9 protein-coding genes and 3 rRNA genes are annotated in these 17,624 nt (G+C 68.4%); 5 read left to right on the plus strand and 7 right to left on the minus strand.

Annotated features, from left to right (window positions below):
• The 4 genes from HGA02_RS01380 to HGA02_RS01395 all read left to right on the plus strand — a co-directional run.
• Nucleotides 1-1,002, plus strand: a 16S ribosomal RNA gene (locus HGA02_RS01380); the annotation flags it as partial.
• A 430-nt stretch (nt 1,003-1,432) separates the two neighbouring features.
• Nucleotides 1,433-4,537, plus strand: a 23S ribosomal RNA gene (locus tag HGA02_RS01385).
• Between the two features lie 73 nt (nt 4,538-4,610).
• Nucleotides 4,611-4,727 (plus strand): 5S ribosomal RNA (rrf, locus tag HGA02_RS01390).
• 281 nt (nt 4,728-5,008) lie between these two features.
• Nucleotides 5,009-5,446: an HIT family protein gene (locus tag HGA02_RS01395; RefSeq protein WP_168676785.1), complete on the plus strand. Its 438-nt coding sequence runs from the start codon at nt 5,009-5,011 to the stop codon at nt 5,444-5,446.
• Between the two features lie 154 nt (nt 5,447-5,600).
• Here HGA02_RS01395 and glgB read toward each other — a convergent pair whose 3' ends face one another.
• The 3 genes from glgB to HGA02_RS01410 all read right to left on the minus strand — a co-directional run bounded on the left by glgB (nt 5,601) and on the right by HGA02_RS01410 (nt 11,277).
• Nucleotides 5,601-7,793, minus strand: coding sequence for a 1,4-alpha-glucan branching protein GlgB (gene glgB / locus HGA02_RS01400; RefSeq protein WP_168676787.1), 2,193 nt, complete (start codon nt 7,791-7,793; stop codon nt 5,601-5,603).
• A gap of 69 nt (nt 7,794-7,862) precedes the next feature.
• Nucleotides 7,863-8,714, minus strand: a complete 852-nt coding sequence (locus HGA02_RS01405; protein WP_343035194.1) for a LacI family DNA-binding transcriptional regulator — start codon at nt 8,712-8,714, stop codon at nt 7,863-7,865.
• Nucleotides 8,715-8,745: 31 nt separating this feature from the next.
• Nucleotides 8,746-11,277: a glycoside hydrolase family 2 protein gene (locus tag HGA02_RS01410; protein ID WP_168676791.1), complete on the minus strand. Its 2,532-nt coding sequence runs from the start codon at nt 11,275-11,277 to the stop codon at nt 8,746-8,748.
• 157 nt (nt 11,278-11,434) lie between these two features.
• Between HGA02_RS01410 and HGA02_RS01415 the strand changes: the two genes are divergently transcribed.
• Nucleotides 11,435-13,618, plus strand: a complete 2,184-nt coding sequence (locus HGA02_RS01415; RefSeq protein WP_168676793.1) for an alpha-galactosidase — start codon at nt 11,435-11,437, stop codon at nt 13,616-13,618.
• 28 nt (nt 13,619-13,646) lie between these two features.
• Here HGA02_RS01415 and HGA02_RS01420 read toward each other — a convergent pair whose 3' ends face one another.
• The 4 genes from HGA02_RS01420 to HGA02_RS01435 all read right to left on the minus strand — a co-directional run bounded on the left by HGA02_RS01420 (nt 13,647) and on the right by HGA02_RS01435 (nt 17,475).
• Nucleotides 13,647-14,255 carry a hypothetical protein gene (locus tag HGA02_RS01420; RefSeq protein WP_168676795.1) on the minus strand — a complete coding sequence of 203 codons (609 nt, stop codon included), beginning with the start codon at nt 14,253-14,255 and terminating at the stop codon, nt 13,647-13,649.
• A gap of 87 nt (nt 14,256-14,342) precedes the next feature.
• Nucleotides 14,343-15,167, minus strand: a complete 825-nt coding sequence (locus tag HGA02_RS01425) for a carbohydrate ABC transporter permease (protein WP_168676797.1) — start codon at nt 15,165-15,167, stop codon at nt 14,343-14,345.
• Entirely contained in the window at nt 15,164-16,138 is a 975-nt protein-coding gene (locus HGA02_RS01430) for a carbohydrate ABC transporter permease (RefSeq protein ID WP_168676799.1), read from the minus strand. Before HGA02_RS01430 ends, HGA02_RS01425 begins: the two co-directional genes overlap by 4 nt.
• A gap of 11 nt (nt 16,139-16,149) precedes the next feature.
• Nucleotides 16,150-17,475 (minus strand): ABC transporter substrate-binding protein, encoded by a 1,326-nt coding sequence (locus HGA02_RS01435; protein WP_168676801.1) that lies wholly within the window; start codon nt 17,473-17,475, stop codon nt 16,150-16,152.
• Nucleotides 17,476-17,624: the final 149 nt, after the last annotated feature.

Below are 17,624 nucleotides of genomic sequence, written 5' to 3' on the forward strand. Positions count from 1 at the left end.
CGCAAGCGTTGTCCGGAATTATTGGGCGTAAAGAGCTCGTAGGCGGTCTGTCGCGTCTGCTGTGAAAACCTCAGGCTCAACCTGGGGCTTGCAGTGGGTACGGGCAGACTAGAGTGCGGTAGGGGTGACTGGAATTCCTGGTGTAGCGGTGGAATGCGCAGATATCAGGAGGAACACCGATGGCGAAGGCAGGTCACTGGGCCGCAACTGACGCTGAGGAGCGAAAGCATGGGGAGCGAACAGGATTAGATACCCTGGTAGTCCATGCCGTAAACGTTGGGCACTAGGTGTGGGGCTCATTCCACGAGCTCTGTGCCGCAGCAAACGCATTAAGTGCCCCGCCTGGGGAGTACGGCCGCAAGGCTAAAACTCAAAGAAATTGACGGGGGCCCGCACAAGCGGCGGAGCATGCGGATTAATTCGATGCAACGCGAAGAACCTTACCAAGGCTTGACATACACCGGAAAAGTGCAGAGATGTGCTCCCCGTAAGGTCGGTGTACAGGTGGTGCATGGTTGTCGTCAGCTCGTGTCGTGAGATGTTGGGTTAAGTCCCGCAACGAGCGCAACCCTCGTCCCATGTTGCCAGCGGGTTATGCCGGGGACTCATGGGAGACTGCCGGGGTCAACTCGGAGGAAGGTGGGGATGACGTCAAATCATCATGCCCCTTATGTCTTGGGCTTCACGCATGCTACAATGGCCGGTACAAAGGGCTGCGATACCGCGAGGTGGAGCGAATCCCAAAAAGCCGGTCTCAGTTCGGATTGGGGTCTGCAACTCGACCCCATGAAGTCGGAGTCGCTAGTAATCGCAGATCAGCAACGCTGCGGTGAATACGTTCCCGGGCCTTGTACACACCGCCCGTCAAGTCACGAAAGTCGGTAACACCCGAAGCCGGTGGCCCAACCCTTGTGGGGGGAGCCGTCGAAGGTGGGACTGGCGATTGGGACTAAGTCGTAACAAGGTAGCCGTACCGGAAGGTGCGGCTGGATCACCTCCTTTCTAAGGAGCATCTGGCACCGGGTTCGCCTGTCATGGGTGGGCTTGTGGTGTCCAGGCCCACGCCCCGGCCGAACGTGTCGGGGGTGGTGCTCGAGGGTGGAACATCGACTACGGCCGGCTTGGTTCCGGTGGCTCCTAGTACGCCTGCAGCTCGTCTGCGGGGAGGGAACGGAGGTCCACACCGGGTGACCTGGGTCGGCCTGGCACGCTGTTGGGTCCTGAGGGAACAGCCGTCAAGGTTGGGATCTCGGGGTCGGTGCGCGCACCTGATCTGCCTGCGGGTGGGTGGGTGCGCGTCGGCCTGCGGGCCGCCTGGTCCAGTGAACCGTCCACCGCGTGGTGGGTAGGCGCTCGGACGGATACAGGTGAGTCACCCGGTCGTAGCTTGAGAACTGCACAGTGGACGCGAGCATCTTTGAATGATCTTTGTGGTCAAGTTTATAAGGGCACAGGGTGGATGCCTTGGCACTAGGAGCCGAAGAAGGACGTGGTAGCCTGCGATAAGCCTCGGGGAGTTGGCAAACGAACCGTGATCCGAGGATGTCCGAATGGGGAAACCCCGCACGAGTCATGTCGTGTGACCCGCACCTGAATATATAGGGTGTGTGGAGGGAACGCCGGGAAGTGAAACATCTCAGTACCGGCAGGAAGAGATATTCCGTGAGTAGTGGCGAGCGAAAGCGGATCAGGCCAAACCGTATGCGTGTTCAAGCCGGCAGGCGTTGCGCATGCGGGGTTGTGGGACCTCTTCGCTGGTTCTGCCGAACCAGCAGGGAGTCAGAAAGTCGCGTCATAGTCGAAGGGCATTGAAAGGCCCGGCACAGAGGGTGGTACCCCCGTAGACGAAATGGCGTGGCCTCCCGAGAGGGATCCCAAGTAGCTCCGGGCCCGAGAAACCTGGAGTGAATCTGCACAGACCACTGTGTAAGCCTAAATACTACCTAGTGACCGATAGCGGACAAGTACCGTGAGGGAAAGGTGAAAAGTACCCCGGGAGGGGAGTGAAATAGTACCTGAAACCGTGTGCCTACAAACCGTCGGAGCCTCCCTAGCAGGGGTGACGGCGTGCCTTTTGAAGAATGAGCCTGCGAGTTAGTGGTACGTGGCGAGGTTAACCCGTGTGGGGAAGCCGTAGCGAAAGCGAGTCCGAACAGGGCGATTCAGTCGCGTGCTCTAGACCCGAAGCGGAGTGATCTAGCCATGGGCAGGGTGAAGCGCGGGTAAGACCGCGTGGAGGCCCGAACCCACCAGGGTTGAAAACCTGGGGGATGACCTGTGGTTAGGGGTGAAAGGCCAATCAAACTCCGTGATAGCTGGTTCTCCCCGAAATGCATTTAGGTGCAGCGTCACGCGTTTCTTGCCGGAGGTAGAGCTACTGGATAGCCGATGGGCCCCACCAGGTTACTGACGTTAGCCAAACTCCGAATGCCGGTAAGCCAGAGCGTGGCAGTGAGACTGCGGGGGATAAGCTCCGTAGTCGAGAGGGAAACAGCCCAGACCACCAGCTAAGGCCCCTAAGCGTATGCTAAGTGGGAAAGGATGTGGAGTTGCACAGACAACCAGGAGGTTGGCTTAGAAGCAGCCACCCTTGAAAGAGTGCGTAATAGCTCACTGGTCAAGTGATTCCGCGCCGACAATGTAGCGGGGCTCAAGCATACCGCCGAAGCTGTGGCATTCACACGTTAGACAAGCCTTCGTGGTTCAGTCGTGTGGATGGGTAGGGGAGCGTCGTGTGGCGGGCGAAGTCGCGGGGTAACCCAGCGGTGGACGCCACACGAGTGAGAATGCAGGCATGAGTAGCGAATGACGGGTGAGAAACCCGTCCGCCGAATGACCAAGGGTTCCAGGGCCAGGCTAATCCGCCCTGGGTAAGTCGGGACCTAAGGCGAGGCCGACAGGCGTAGTCGATGGACAACGGGTTGATATTCCCGTACCGGCGAAGAACCGCCCATACCGAGCCCGGTGATGCTGACCGTCCGAGCCGGCCCACCGCACCTTCGGGTGCACCGGGCCGGGGAGCACGGGACCCGAACCGGTAGTAGGTAAGCGTGTTAACAGGGGTGACGCAGGAAGGTAGCCAAGCGTGGCGATGGTAGTCCACGTCCAAGGTCGTAGGGCGAGGTGTAGGCAAATCCGCACCTCACGAGCCTGAGAGCTGACGGTGACCGCGAACGCGGGAATCTGGTGATCCTATGCTGCCAAGAAAAGCCTCGACGCGAGGTTCTAGCCGCCCGTACCCCAAACCGACTCAGGTGGTCAGGTAGAGAATACCAAGGCGATCGAGAGAATCGTGGTTAAGGAACTCGGCAAAATGCCCCCGTAACTTCGGGAGAAGGGGGGCCTGAAGCGTGAACCGACTTGCTCGGGGAGCGTGAAGGGCCGCAGAGACCAGGGAGAAGCGACTGTTTACTAAAAACACAGGTCCGTGCGAAGTCGCAAGACGATGTATACGGACTGACGCCTGCCCGGTGCTGGAAGGTTAAGAGGACGGGTCAGCCGCAAGGCGAAGCTCAGAATTTAAGCCCCAGTAAACGGCGGTGGTAACTATAACCATCCTAAGGTAGCGAAATTCCTTGTCGGGTAAGTTCCGACCTGCACGAATGGCGTAACGACTTCTCCGCTGTCTCAACCGCGAACTCGGCGAAATTGCACTACGAGTAAAGATGCTCGTTACGCGCAGCAGGACGGAAAGACCCCGGGACCTTTACTATAGCTTGGTATTGGTGTTCGGTGCGGCTTGTGTAGGATAGGTGGGAGACTGTGAAGCCGGCACGCCAGTGTCGGTGGAGTCAACGTTGAAATACCACTCTGGTCGCTCTGGACATCTAACCTCGGTCCGTGATCCGGACTAGGGACAGTGCCTGGTGGGTAGTTTAACTGGGGCGGTTGCCTCCTAAAATGTAACGGAGGCGCTCAAAGGTTCCCTCAGCCTGGTTGGCAATCAGGTGGCGAGTGCAAGTGCACAAGGGAGCTTGACTGTGAGACTGACAGGTCGAGCAGGGACGAAAGTCGGAACTAGTGATCCGGCGGTGGCTTGTGGAAGCGCCGTCGCTCAACGGATAAAAGGTACCCCGGGGATAACAGGCTGATCTTGCCCAAGAGTCCATATCGACGGCATGGTTTGGCACCTCGATGTCGGCTCGTCGCATCCTGGGGCTGGAGTAGGTCCCAAGGGTTGGGCTGTTCGCCCATTAAAGCGGTACGCGAGCTGGGTTTAGAACGTCGTGAGACAGTTCGGTCCCTATCCGCTGCGCGCGCAGGAAACTTGAGAAGGGCTGTCCCTAGTACGAGAGGACCGGGACGGACGAACCTCTGGTGTGCCAGTTGTTCCGCCAGGAGCACGGCTGGTTGGCTACGTTCGGAAGGGATAACCGCTGAAAGCATCTAAGCGGGAAGCCTGCTTCAAGATGAGGTTTCCACGGGACTCGTCCCGAGAGGCACCCCGCTAGACCACGGGGTTGATAGGCCGGATGTGGAAGAGGGGACCAACGACCCTCGCAGCTGACCGGTACTAATAAGCCGACAACTTCACCACCCATTCATTGCTACGCGTCCACTGTGCGGTTCCCGAGAGACGAACGGGAACCCGTTTGACAACTCGACAACGTTACGGCGGTCATAGCGAAGGGGAAACGCCCGGTCCCATTCCGAACCCGGAAGCTAAGCCCTTCAGCGCCGATGGTACTGCACTCGCCAGGGTGTGGGAGAGTAGGACGCCGCCGGACACCATTCAGAAAGAGCCACCCCATCGCTGGGGTGGCTCTTTCTGTTTTCCGGAAGCAGCGCGGGGCCGACCGCGTCGCCGAGCGTCGGCGCGGGCATCGGCGGTTTCCCGGTGCGAGGGCAGGATTGGAACGGTGTCGGACGGCGCTCAGTGTTGCTGAAGCCCCTGGCCCACGGTGGCCGTCGCGGTCGCCGGCCGGCGGGTCGGGCTTGGAGTGACGGGGGTGTCGCGTCGGGTCCGACGCGTCGTGCCTGTCGCCGGCTGGTCGGGCAGGGTGGGCGCATGGTGAGGGACGACGACTGTGTGTTCTGCCTGATCGTGGCCGGCGAGCTCGAGTCGAGCCCGGTGTACGAGGACGGCGACGTCCTCGCGTTCATGGACCTGCAGCCGGTGACCACCGGGCACCTCCTGGTCGTCCCGAAGGAGCACCGGCCCTACCTCGCCGACGTCGGCGTGGGCCTCGGGGCTGCTGTGTTCCGGGCGGGGCAACGGATGGCAGCCGCGCTGCGTGCATCGGAGCTGCCGTGCGACGGCGTCAACCTGTTCCTCGCGGACGGCGAGGCTGCGTTCCAGGAGGTCTTCCACCTCCACCTGCATGTCTTTCCGCGGACGCCGGGGGACGGATTCCGGATCTCGGCCGACTGGCGCGTTCGACCACGTCCCGAGCTCGACGAGGCCGCTGCGCGAGTGCGTGCGGGACTCAGGGCGTCGCCCGCGTGACGACGCCTCAGGTCCGGCGTGGATGAGCAGAGGTCCGGCATGGATGCGCAGCCGCGGTCGCGCGGATGGCGTGGGTCCCGCGTCGCGGTGCGGGTGCGACGCGGGTGCGGCGCGCGTGTGGTACGGGTGTGGTGTGGTGTGGTGTGGTGCGGGGTCAGGCGGGGGTGGTGTCCTCGGCGACGAAGATGACCGCGCCGAACGGGGGGATGCGGACCGAGGCCGAGTAGGGGCGGCCGTAGTGGGGGACGGGCTCGGCGTCGACGGCGCCGAGGTTGCCGACGCCCGAGCCGCCGTAGCTCTCCGAGTCGGAGTTGAAGGCCTCACGCCAGCGCCCGCCCGACGGGAGGGCCAGGCGGTAGTCCTCGTGGGGGACGCCGGCGAAGTTGATCACGACCGCGGCGGGCGGGCCGTCGACGGCCTTACGGAGGTACGCGAGCGTGTTGCGGTCGGCGTCGTTCGAGTCGATCCACTCGAAGCCCTCGGGGGAGTGGTCGAGCTCCCAGAGGGCCGGGTTCTCGCGGTAGACGCGGTTGAGGTCGCGGATGCTGTCGCGTACCCCGGCGTGCAGGGAGTCGTCGAGGGCGTGCCAGTCGAGGGAGCGCGACTCGGCCCACTCGGTCTGCTGCGCGAACTCGCTGCCCATGAAGAGCAGCTGCTTGCCGGGGTGGGTCCACTGGTAGGCGAGGAGTCCGCGGACACCGGCGAGCTTCTGCCAGTGGTCGCCGGGCATGCGCTCGTACAGGGAGCCCTTGCCGTGGACGACCTCGTCGTGCGAGATGGGGAGCACGAAGCGCTCGGAGTAGGCGTACACCATCGAGAACGTGACCTCGTGGTGGTGGTACCGCTTGTGGATGGGCTGCTCCGAGGCGTAGCGGAGCGTGTCGTTCATCCAGCCCATGTTCCATTTGAGGCCGTACCCGAGGCCGTTGCCGTCGGTGGGGGCGGTGACGCCGGGCCACGCGGTGGACTCCTCGGCGATCATGAGGATGCCGGGCGCGCGCTTGTACGCGGTTGCGTTGGCCTCCTGCATGAAGGAGATCGCGTCGAGGTTCTCGCGGCCACCGTACTTGTTCGGGCGCCACTGGCCCGGGCGGCGTGAGTAGTCGAGGTAGAGCATCGAGGCGACGGCGTCGACGCGCAGACCGTCGACGTGGAACTCCTCGAGCCAGTAGACGGCGTTCGCGACGAGGAAGTTGCGGACCTCGGACCGGCCGAAGTTGAAGACGTACGTGCCCCAGTCGGGGTGCTCGCCGAGCAGCGGGTCGGGGTGCTCGTAGAGCGGCGTGCCGTCGAACTGCGCGAGGGCCCACTCGTCCTTGGGGAAGTGCGCGGGGACCCAGTCGATGATGACGCCGACGCCGGCGCGGTGGAGGGTGTCGACCAGGAACTTGAAGTCGTCGGGGTGGCCGAACCGGGAGGTCGGCGCGAAGTACGACGACACCTGGTAGCCCCACGACCCGCCGAACGGGTGCTCGGAGACGGGCAGGAACTCGACGTGCGTGAACCCGAGGTCGACGACGTACTCGGTGAGCTGGTGCGCGAGGTCGCGGTAGGACAGGCCCTGGCGCCACGAACCGAGGTGCACCTCGTAGATGCTGAGCGGGCCGGTGTGCGGGTCGCGCTGGGTGCGGGCGGTCATCCACTCGTCGTCGGACCACGCGTGGCTCGTCTCGACGACGACCGAGGCCGTCGCGGGCGGGACCTCGGTGCCTCGGGCCATCGGGTCGGCCTTCTGCCGCCAGGAGCCGTCGCGGCCGAGGATCTCGAACTTGTAGCGCGAGCCGGCGCCGACGCCCGGCGCGAAGATCTCCCACACGCCGCTGTCGCCCAGCGAGCGCATCGCGTGCGTCGCGCCCTGCCAGTAGTTGAAGTCGCCGACGACGCGCACGGCCTGCGCGTTGGGCGCCCACACGGCGAACGACGTGCCCTGGACGTCGCCCAGGACGCCGGGGTAGCTGCGGACGCGCGCGCCGAGGACGGTCCACAGCTGCTCGTGGCGGCCCTCGCGGATGAGGTGGCGGTCGAGCTCCTGGACGGTGGGCAGGAAGCGGTACGGGTCGTCGCCGAGGTGCACGTCGTCGCCGTACGTGACCTCGATGCGGTAGTCGGGCACGTCGGTGCCCGGGAGGACCGCGACCCAGATGCCGTCCTGCTCGTGCTGCGCGGGTACGCGGGTGTCCGCCGTGATGACGACGACCTTGTCCGCGAGCGGGCGCAGCGAGCGGATCGTGACGCCGCCGTCGCCGACGTGCGGGCCCAGCACCCCGTGCGGGTCGTAGTAGCTGCCGTGCGCCACCGCGCTCAGCGTGCCGGAGTCGACAGGGACCGGGGCGGGCGCCGTGCTCATCCTCCTACCCAACCACCCGTGACGCGTCTGCGCAGGTGGACGCCTTGCGGCGCAGGTCACGCAGGGGTGTCAGGGCGTCCGGGCGGGCGGTGCGGTGGTCCCGCGGGTGACGAGCCGGGGCTGCGGTGCGGTGTACGAGGTGACGGGGCCGTCGGCGAGCAGGTTGAGCACGCAGTCGGCGACCTGGACGCCCATCGCGTGGACGTCGAGGCTCATCGCGGACAGGGCGGGACTGGCGAGGCGGCAGAGGGCCGAGTCGTCCCAGGCGAGCAGCGAGAGGCGCTCGGGGACGGGCACGCCCATCTCCGCGGCGACGCGCAGGCCGGAGATGGCCATGACGTCGTTGTCGAAGATGATCGCGGACGGCGGCGAGCCGCGGCCCAGCAGCGCGCGCGTCGCGCGGGTCGCGGACTCCTCGCCGTAGTCGCCCTCGACGACGCTGCCCTGCGCGCCCAGGCGCGCGCACTCGGCGACGAACGCCTCGGTCCGGGCCTGGGTGTGCGCGAGCGTGCGCGGCCCGGAGACCCGCGCGAGGCGCAGGTGTCCGAGGCCGACGAGGTGGCCGACGGCGTCGCGCATCGCCTGGCCGTTGTCGATCCAGACGTTGGCGAACGGCAGGTCGGGCGTCGGTCCGCCGACGACGACCGTCGGGATGCCGAGCTCGCCCAGCACCGCGAGCCGGTGGTCCTCGAGCGCGAGGTTGACGACGACGACCGCGTCGACCAGCTTGCCCTCGCCCCAGCGCCGGTAGGCGGCGATCTCCGCGTCGTGGTCGGGGACGACGTGCAGCAGCAACGAGCGCCCCTCGACCGCGAGCGACTCCTCGATCCCGGCGATGAGCTCCATGAAGAAGGGCTCGAGGCCGAGCATCCGGGCAGGCCGGGCGAGGACCAGTCCGACCGCATCCATGCCGTGCGTCACGCCCGCCAGCGTACTGGCGGGCGTGCGCAGGTCAGCGGGACGACTCGAGGTCACGCGCGGCGCCGGCCGCCGTCTGCGGTGCACGGGGGACGACGACGTCGTTGGCCGTGCGCAGGACGGGGGGACGGGTCAGGGCCTCGGGGTCGGTGCGGACGGTGGTGCGGACGTGGAAGGACGCGGTCTCGCCGCCGGGGACGTCGACGAGCGCGGTGTCGACGACCGCGGCGGGGTCGAACCGGTCGACGTGGAGGGTCACCGAGCGGGCGAACGACCGGGCCGTGACGTCGACGCGGTAGCCGTCCTGCACGGGCGTCACCGTCGCCGTGAGGGGCGAGGGGTCCAGGGCGAGGTCGACGTCCTCGACCCACGTGTGGACGGTCTGCACGTCGCCGAGCCGCGCGACGAGGACCTCGCCCGCCGGGTCGTCGGGGGTCGCGACCTCGGGCGGCAGCGCGAACAGGCCCACCGACCACGCGCCGACGGCGAGCGCGAGCTCGACCTCGGCGATCGTCGTGCCGTCGAGCCGGCGCCGCGAGAGGTGGACGACGCCCTGCCAGATGCCGGCCGTGTCGTTGACCACCGCGAGCATGTCGCGGTCGTCGCGCGGCTGGACCGTCAGGAGGCGCGGCGCGTAGGCGCGGCGCAGCGCGTGCCACAACGGCTTGGGGCGCTCGTCGCCGTCGACGGCTGCCCAGGAGGTCACGGGCCAGCAGTCGTTGAGCTGCCAGACGATCGCGCCGGCCGTGCGCGGCCACCACGAGCGGTAGTGCTCGATCGCGAACGCCACCGCACGCGCCTGGTTGAGCTGCGTCGCCCAGTGCCAGTCGGCGAAGTCGTCGGGCACGCCGAGGTGCGGTGCGAGGCCGCGGTCGAGCTTGCCGTTGCCGTCCTCGGCCTTCTGGTGCAGGAGGAACGTCGGGTCCTCCTTGGTGAGCGGGCCGCCGTCGTCGGAGCGGACCGCGCGCGTCAGGGTGGTCCACGTGGGCGGGCCCTGGAAGCCGAACTCGGAGCAGAAGCGCGGGACGTCGTCGCGGTAGACGGTGTAGTCGACGCGGTTCCAGACCTCCCACTCGTGGTGGGTGCCGTGGTCCGGGTGGTTGGGGTGGACGTCGTCGAGCGCGAAGCCCGGTGAGTACGGCGAGCCGTCGGCGTAGGGGCGCGTCGGGTCGAGCTCGGCGACGACGCCCTTGAGCAGCTCGGTCGCGATCCGCAGGCCCCACGTGCGGCCCTGCAGGTCCTCCTGCCACCCCCAGTCCACGAAGCCCCAGAGGTTCTCGTTGCCGCCGTTCCACAGCACGAGCGAGGGGTGCGGGGTGAGGCGGGCGACGTTCTCGCGGGCCTCGGCCTCGAGCTCGTCCCAGATCGGCTGCTCCTCGGGGTACGCGGCGCACGCGAGCAGGAAGTCCTGCCACACGAGCAGGCCGCGCTCGTCGGCGAGCTCGTAGAAGTCGTCGGACTCGTAGATGCCGCCGCCCCACACGCGCAGCAGGTTGAGGTTCGCCTCGACGGCCTGGTCGAGGCGTCGGGTCAGGCGCTCGCGGGTGATCCGGGTCAGCAGGTGATCGTCGGGGATCCAGTTGGCACCCTTGACGAAGATCGGGCGGCCGTTGACGCGGAACGTGAAGGGCGTGCCGTCGTCGTCGGGGACGGTGTCGACCTCGACCGTGCGGAAGCCGATGCGGCGCGTCCAGGTGTCGAGCGGCTCGTCGGCGCCCGCGGTGCCGAGCGCGACGGTGAGCTCGGGCAGCGGCTGCGGGCCGTGGCCGACCGGCCACCACAGGGGAGCGTGCGGGACCTCGAGCTCGACGACGGCGTCCGTCCGGTCGCCCGGCACGACGACGGTGACGTCGGCGCCGAGGACGCGCGCGCGGACGGTGACGGGGAGGTCGCCGCCGGGCAGACCCGAGCGCTCGAGGTCCGCGTGCACCCGGACGCGTCCGGTGCCGTCGGCGTCGACGGTCACGAGCGGGCGGACCTGCGCGAGGCGCGCGGTGCGCCAGCGCTCGACGCGCACGGGCTTCCACAGGCCGGCCGTCTGCAGGTCCGGTCCCCAGTCCCAGCCGAACGAGCAGGCCATCTTGCGGACCATGTTGAACGGCTGCGGGTACGCGAGCGGGCGGGGCCTGAGGCGCGCGGCCTCCGCCTCGGCGTGCACGATCGCGGAGTGCAGGAGCACGCGCAGGCGCTGCGTGTCGGGACGCACCAGGTCGCGCACGTCGAAGCGGTAGGAGCGGTGCTGGTTGGCCGTGCGGCCGAGCTCGTGGCCGTCGAGCGTCAGGGTGGCGACCGTGTCGATGCCGTCGAACACCAGGTCGACGCGCTCGTCGTCGGCGGCGGGGGCGAGGTCGAGCTGGCGCTCGTACGCCCAGTCGGTGCGCCGCATCCAGGCGAGCGCGTCCTCGTTGCGGTCGAGGTACGGGTCGGGGATCAGGCCCTCGTCGAGCAGCGCGGTGTGGCTCGTGCCCGGGACGCGCGCCCGGACGCGGACGCCGACGAGCTCGGCGGGGACGGGGCCGGCGACGGCGGTCAGCGTCCAGCCGTCGGGGAGGTCCTGGGTGATCATCGACACGCGCTCCTGGGTCCGCGGGCCCGGCGTGCCCACCCGCGTCGTCGCGAGCGGCCCGGCGACCTCCGAGCGGAGGTCGAGGGGGCGGCCTGGTACCCGCGACCATTGTTAGACAACTGAATAAAGTAAGTCAATCACATGCCAGACTGGTCGGGTGAGCACCGAGCAGCGGGACGCCGACGTCCCGGTCACCCGCCCGACCACCGACCTCCTCCACCTGCGTGCGGACGGGGTGAGCGTCGTCGTCGACCTCGCCGACGGCACGCTCCCGCGCGTGCTGCACTGGGGCGCGGACCTCGGCGACCTCGACCCGGACGTGCTCGCGGACCTGCGGCTCGCGTCGCGTCCCCTGCCGATCGGCTTCCCGGTCGACGGCGAGGTGGCAGCCGCGGTCCTGCCCGAGCAGTCGGCCGGGCACCTCGGCACCCCCGGGCTCACGGGGTCGCGCGACGGGCGGGACTTCTCGACGGCGTTCACCGTCACCGGGCACCGCGTGGACCGCACCGGCGACGGGACGCAGCGCCTCGTCGTGCAGGCCGCCGACGACGCGGCCGGGCTCGCGCTCGAGCTCGTCCTCGAGCTCACCGCGCAGGGGCTCGTGCGGCAGCGCTGCACGCTGACCAACACCGCCGACGACCCGTACGCGGTCGACGGGCTGCTGCTCACGCTGCCCGTGCCCGCCGCCGCGACCGAGCTGCTCGACTTCAGCGGACGCTGGGCGCGCGAGCGCAGCCCCCAGCGGACCGCCTTCACGCACGGCACGCGGCTGCGCGACAACCGCCGCGGACGGACCGGGTACGACACCGCGTTCGTGCTCGTCGCGGGCACGCCGTCGTTCGGGCACCGCAGCGGGCAGGTCTGGGGCGTGCACACCGCGTGGTCCGGCAACCACCGCACGCTCGCCGAGCGCAGCCACTACCACCCCGGACTGCTCGGCGGAGGCGAGCTGCTGAGCCCGGGGGAGGTGCGGCTCGCGGCCGGGGAGTCGTACACGAGCCCGTGGGTCTACGGGTCCTGGGGCGTCGGGCTCGACGCGCTCGCGAGCCGGTTCCACCGCTGGATGCGGGCGCGCCCGCAGCACCCGCGCACGCCCCGGCCCGTCACGCTCAACACGTGGGAGGCGGTGTACTTCCAGCACGACCTCCCGCGGCTCACCGAGCTCGCCGACGCCGCGGCCGCGATCGGCGCGGAGCGCTACGTGCTCGACGACGGCTGGTTCGGGTCGCGGCGCGACGACACGCGCGGGCTGGGCGACTGGTACGTCTCCGCCGACGTCTGGCCCGACGGCCTGCACCCGCTCGTCGACCACGTCACCGGGCTGGGCATGCAGTTCGGGCTGTGGGTCGAGCCGGAGATGGTCAACCCCGACTCCGACCTGGCCCGGGCGCACCCGGACTGGATCCTGCGCGTCCCGGCGCGCCTCCCGCGCCCGGCCCGGCACCAGCAGGTCCTCGACCTGGCGCACCCCGACGCGTACGCGTACGTCCTCGAGCGGCTCGACGCCCTGCTCACCGAGTACGCGATCGGGTACCTCAAGTGGGACCACAACCGCGACCTCGTCGACGCGGGGCACGCCGGCGTCGCGGGCGTGCACGGTCAGACGCTCGCCGTCTACCGCCTGCTCGACGAGCTGCGCTCGCGGCACCCCGGCGTGGAGATCGAGTCGTGCTCGTCGGGCGGCGGGCGCGTCGACCTGGAGATCCTCCAGCGCACCGACCGGATCTGGGGGAGCGACTGCATCGACGCGCTCGAGCGGCAGCAGATCCAGCGCTGGACGAACCTGCTGGTCCCGCTCGAGCTGATCGGCGCGCACGTCGGGTCCGACACCGCGCACAGCACCGGGCGGCGGCACGCGCTGTCCTTCCGGGCGGGCACGGCGCTGTTCGGCCACCTCGGGATCGAGTGGGACCTGCGCGAGGCCGACGACGCGCAGCGCGCCGAGCTCGCCGCGTGGGTCGCCGCGTACCAGGACCTGCGCGGGCTGCTGCACACCGGCACGACCGTGCACGCGGACGTCGCCGACCCGTCGCACCACGTGCACGGCGTCGTGGCGCCCGACGCCTCCGACGCGCTGTTCGCCGTCGTCGCGACCGCGACCTCCGACGCGCTGCCCACGGGGCGGCTCACGTTCCCCGGGCTCGACCCGGACGCGACCTACCACGTGCGGCCGCAGCCGCCCGGCGACGTCGTCGAGGGCCTCGGGAGCCACTGGCTGTCGCTGCCGTGGTGGACGCCCGAAGGCGTGCGGCTCACGGGTCGCGTGCTGGCGGAGGTCGGGCTGCAGGCGCCCGTGCTGTTCCCGGAGCACCTCGTGCTCGTGCGCGCGACACGGACCTGAGGCGCGCGGGACGGGCGATCGCGCCGCGTCAGGGCACCGTCGAGCAGTCGCGCAGGTACTCCGGGCGCTGGTGCGGGTAGACCTCCGTGACGTACCGGTCGACCAGCGCGTCCGCCTGCGCGGGCGTCGCGCCCATCCGTCGCGCGACCACCGCGTCGAGCCGGACCGCGCGGCACTCGGCGATCCCCTCGTCGAACTCGCCCGCCACGTGCTGCGCCTCGTGCGAGACGACGTGGACCGCGACCACCTGCGCGAGCGACGGCGCGTGCTTGAAGCTCCACAGCCACCCGCCGAGCTGGGCGCACGTCTCCGCCCGCAGCAGCGACGTGTGCGGGTCGTCGTAGCGGACCATGCCGAGCGTGCCGGAGAGGTCCAGCCAGTCGGCGCCGACGCGTCGGCACACGACCTGGGCGTCCGGGACGCCGGACGCGGCACGGGTGGCGTCCGTCGCGACGGCCTGCGCGTGGTGGTGCCGGACCTCGTGGAAGCCGGCGACGCCGGTCACCGCGAGCCACAGGACGAGCGCGGTCACGCCGAGCGCGGGGAACGACGCGCGCCCGCGGGCGAGACGGACGACGGCGCGCACCGTCATGGCCGCCGCGCCGACGGTCACGACGGTGAGGGTGCCGACGTCCATGCAGGTGGTGTCGGCACGAGCGGCACCGGACTGGAGCGACGCGGGACCCGACCGTCGAGCCGGCCGGGTCCCGCGTCGTCGGCGGCGCTACTTCGTGGCGCCCGACGTGAAGCCGTTGTAGATCCAGCGCTGCAAGAACAGGAACAGCACGAGGATCGGGATGATCGTGATGACGACGCCCGCGGAGATGACCTCCCACTGCGCGCCGAACGGCCCCTTGAAGTCGAAGAGGGTCGTCGAGATCGGGCGCAGCGACTTGGTCGGCAGGTAGAGGAAGGGCAGGAAGAACTCGTTGTAGATGCCGATGCCCTTGATGATGACGACGGTCGCGATGGCCGGCTTGAGGTTGGGCAGGATGATCTGGAAGAAGATCCGCAGATGCCCCGCGCCCTCGATCATCGCGGCCTCGTCGAGCGAGCGGGGGATGGCGCGGACGAACTGCAGGAAGATGTAGATCGAGATGATGTCCGTGCCCATGAAGAGCAGGATCAGCGCGAACTGCGAGTCGTAGAGGCCCAGGCCGTTGATGATCTGGAACGTCGCGACCTGCGTCGTGACGCCCGGCACGAGGGTCGCGAGCAGGAAGAGCTTGAGGACCGACGACCGGCCCGTGAACCGGAAGCGGTCGAGCGCGTAGGCCGTGGCGGCGCCGATGAGGATCGTGCCGACGATCGCCATCGCGAAGATGAAGACGGTGTTCCCGAACGCGCCGAGCATGTTGCCGCGCGTGAACGCGGTGACGTAGTTGTCGACGTTGAACCAGTCGGCCGGCGGGGTCATCGGACCCGTCGAGAGGAACTCCTGGTCGGTCTTGAACGACCCGAACACGATGAGCCCCAGCGGCAGGAGCATCGCGATCGACGCCACGACGAGCGAGACGTACTTGGCGGTGCCGGTGACGGCGCGGATCATGCGAGATCCACCTCCTCGTCTGGGACGACCTTGCGCTGGACCCACGTGATGAGCAGGACGATCAGCAGGAGCACGACAGCCATGGCCGACGCGAGGCCGACCATGCTGCGCTCGAAGCCGGTCCAGATCGTGCGGATGACGAACGTCTCGGTGCCGTTCGCGCCGCCCGTCATGACGTAGGGGATCTCGAAGACGGAGAGCGCGCCCGAGATCGCGAGGATGAACGACAGCCCGACGATGGGCCGGATGGACGGCAGGATGATGTGCCAGAACTGCTGCCAACGGCTCGCGCCGTCGATCTCCGCAGCCTCGTAGATCTCGGCGTTGATCGACTGGATCGCGCCCAGGAACATCACGAAGTTCAGGCCCATGTACCGCCAGACGGAGACCGCGGCGAGCGAGTAGTTCGCGACGTCCGGGTCGCCCGTCCACTGCTGGATCAGGCTCTCCAGGCCCGCGGCCATGAGCACGGTGTCGAGGCCGCCGCCGGGCTTGAGGAAGTTGAGGAAGATCAGGCCGATCGCGACGCCGTTGATGAGGTACGGGAAGAACAGGATGCCCTTCCACAGGTTCTTGAAGCGCACCTTGAACGACAGGATCGTCGCGAAGTACAGGGCGAGCGCCATCTGCACGAACGACCCGACGAAGTAGTACAGCGAGACGATGAAGACCCGCACGTTCGCGGGCTCGGTGAACACGTCCACGAAGTTCTCGAGGCCGACGAAGTTCTTCGTCTTGTCGAGGCCGTCCCAGTCCGTCACCGAGTACCAGAACATGTTGAGCACGGGGACGTACGTGAGGAGAAGCAGGAGCCCGACGGGGACCAGCAGGAAGTAGTACGGCGTGAGCCGGCGGTACCACGCGGTGCCGCGGCCCGCACCGCCCCGGGGCTTCCGGGGGGTGCGGACCGCGTCGGACTGCTGCGCGGCCGCCGTCACCGGGCCGGTCAGGCCCGAGGGAGCGGTCGTCATGGCAGGACCTCTCAGGCGACCGACGCCCGACCCTCGGCCCACTTGGCGTTGAGGTCGTCGAAGATCTGCTCGATGGTGCGGGCGCCCGAGCGGGCGTCGTCGATGGTCTGCTGACGGAACTTCGGGTCCGTCGTGACGATGCCCGAGGCCTTGTCGATGTCGCCGAACAGCGCCTCCTTGCCCTCGGGGGCGGGGTTCAGCGTGATGAGCTCGACCTCGGCGACGAAGCCGTCGAGGGCCGCCGGGACGGGGCCGTCGATGATCGGCGAGAGGCCGGCCTGCGACTCCGAGAAGCCGGACTCGTGGTTGAACCAGTCGATCCACGCCCGCGCGGTCGCCTTGTTCTTCGAGTGCACGTTGATGCCGAGGTTGTAGTCACCGCCGGCGACGGAGTGGAACTTGCCGTCGACCTTGACGGGCGTCGGCGCGTACGCGATGTCGGCCGGGTCCTCGCCCGCGGCCTCCGCGGCGGCCTGCATCTGCGGGATGGCCCACGAGCCGAGCACCATGGTCGCGACCTGGCCGGTGCCGAGCAGGCGCTTCGACTCCTCCCAGTTGGTGGTCGTCGGGTCGGCCTCGGTCAGGCCGTCCGCGACCGCCTGGTAGATGAGGCCGTCGACGACGCCGTAGTCGCTGTCCGGGGTCCACGGGGTGTCGGACTCGACGATCTCGTTCTTCCAGTCGGGGTCGGCCGTGACCGCGCCCAGCCAGCCGTCCCACTGCGACAGCGGCCAGCCGTCCTTGTAGTTCGTGTAGAGCGGGGCGATCTCGACGCCGTTGTCCTTGATCTTCTGCAGCGCGTCGAGGAAGGCCTCGGGCGTGTCGGGGAACTCGGTGACGCCGGCCTCCTCCCACACGCGCTTGTTGTAGACGTAGCCCTGCACGTTGCCGACGACCGGGATGCCGTACGACTGGCCCTCGAAGGACTTGTCGTTGATCCACTGGTACTCGGCGCCGATCTCCTCCTGCGTGCCGAGCGGCTCGAAGAAGTCGGCGTACTGGTCGGGGGTCACCGAGCCGGGGATCGCGAGGACGTCACCGTAGTTGTCGGTGCTCATGCGCGTCTTCACCTCGCCCTCGTAGTCGGTGATGCCCTCGACCTTGACGTCGGTCACCTCGGGGTACTTGGCCTTGAACGCCTCGACGTAGTCGTCGAACGTGCCGTCCTCGACGAGGTCGGTGCGCCACGTCAGGACCGTGAGGGCACCTGCGGGATCGCCGTCGTCGTTGGCCTCCTCGCTGCCGCCCCCGCCGCCCGAGCACGCGGCCGTGAGGGCGAGGACGGTGGTGGCGGCCGCGACCGCCAGGACGCGGGTGCGTCGCTTCTGAGGGAACATCCTTGATCCTCTCGTCGGGCCGGCACCTCCGCGTGCCGGCCGGTGTGGAGGGGCTTCGTCACCGTCGGGGTCATTCGCGAACCCTGCTCCGCGTGGCATTCTTAGGCAAGTGAACAAAGTTAGTCAACGTGCGTGTCGCCGCTGGGGCC

Origin of the sequence: Cellulomonas septica, assembly GCF_012396155.1 — a bacterium.
Classification (GTDB): domain Bacteria; phylum Actinomycetota; class Actinomycetes; order Actinomycetales; family Cellulomonadaceae; genus Cellulomonas; species Cellulomonas septica.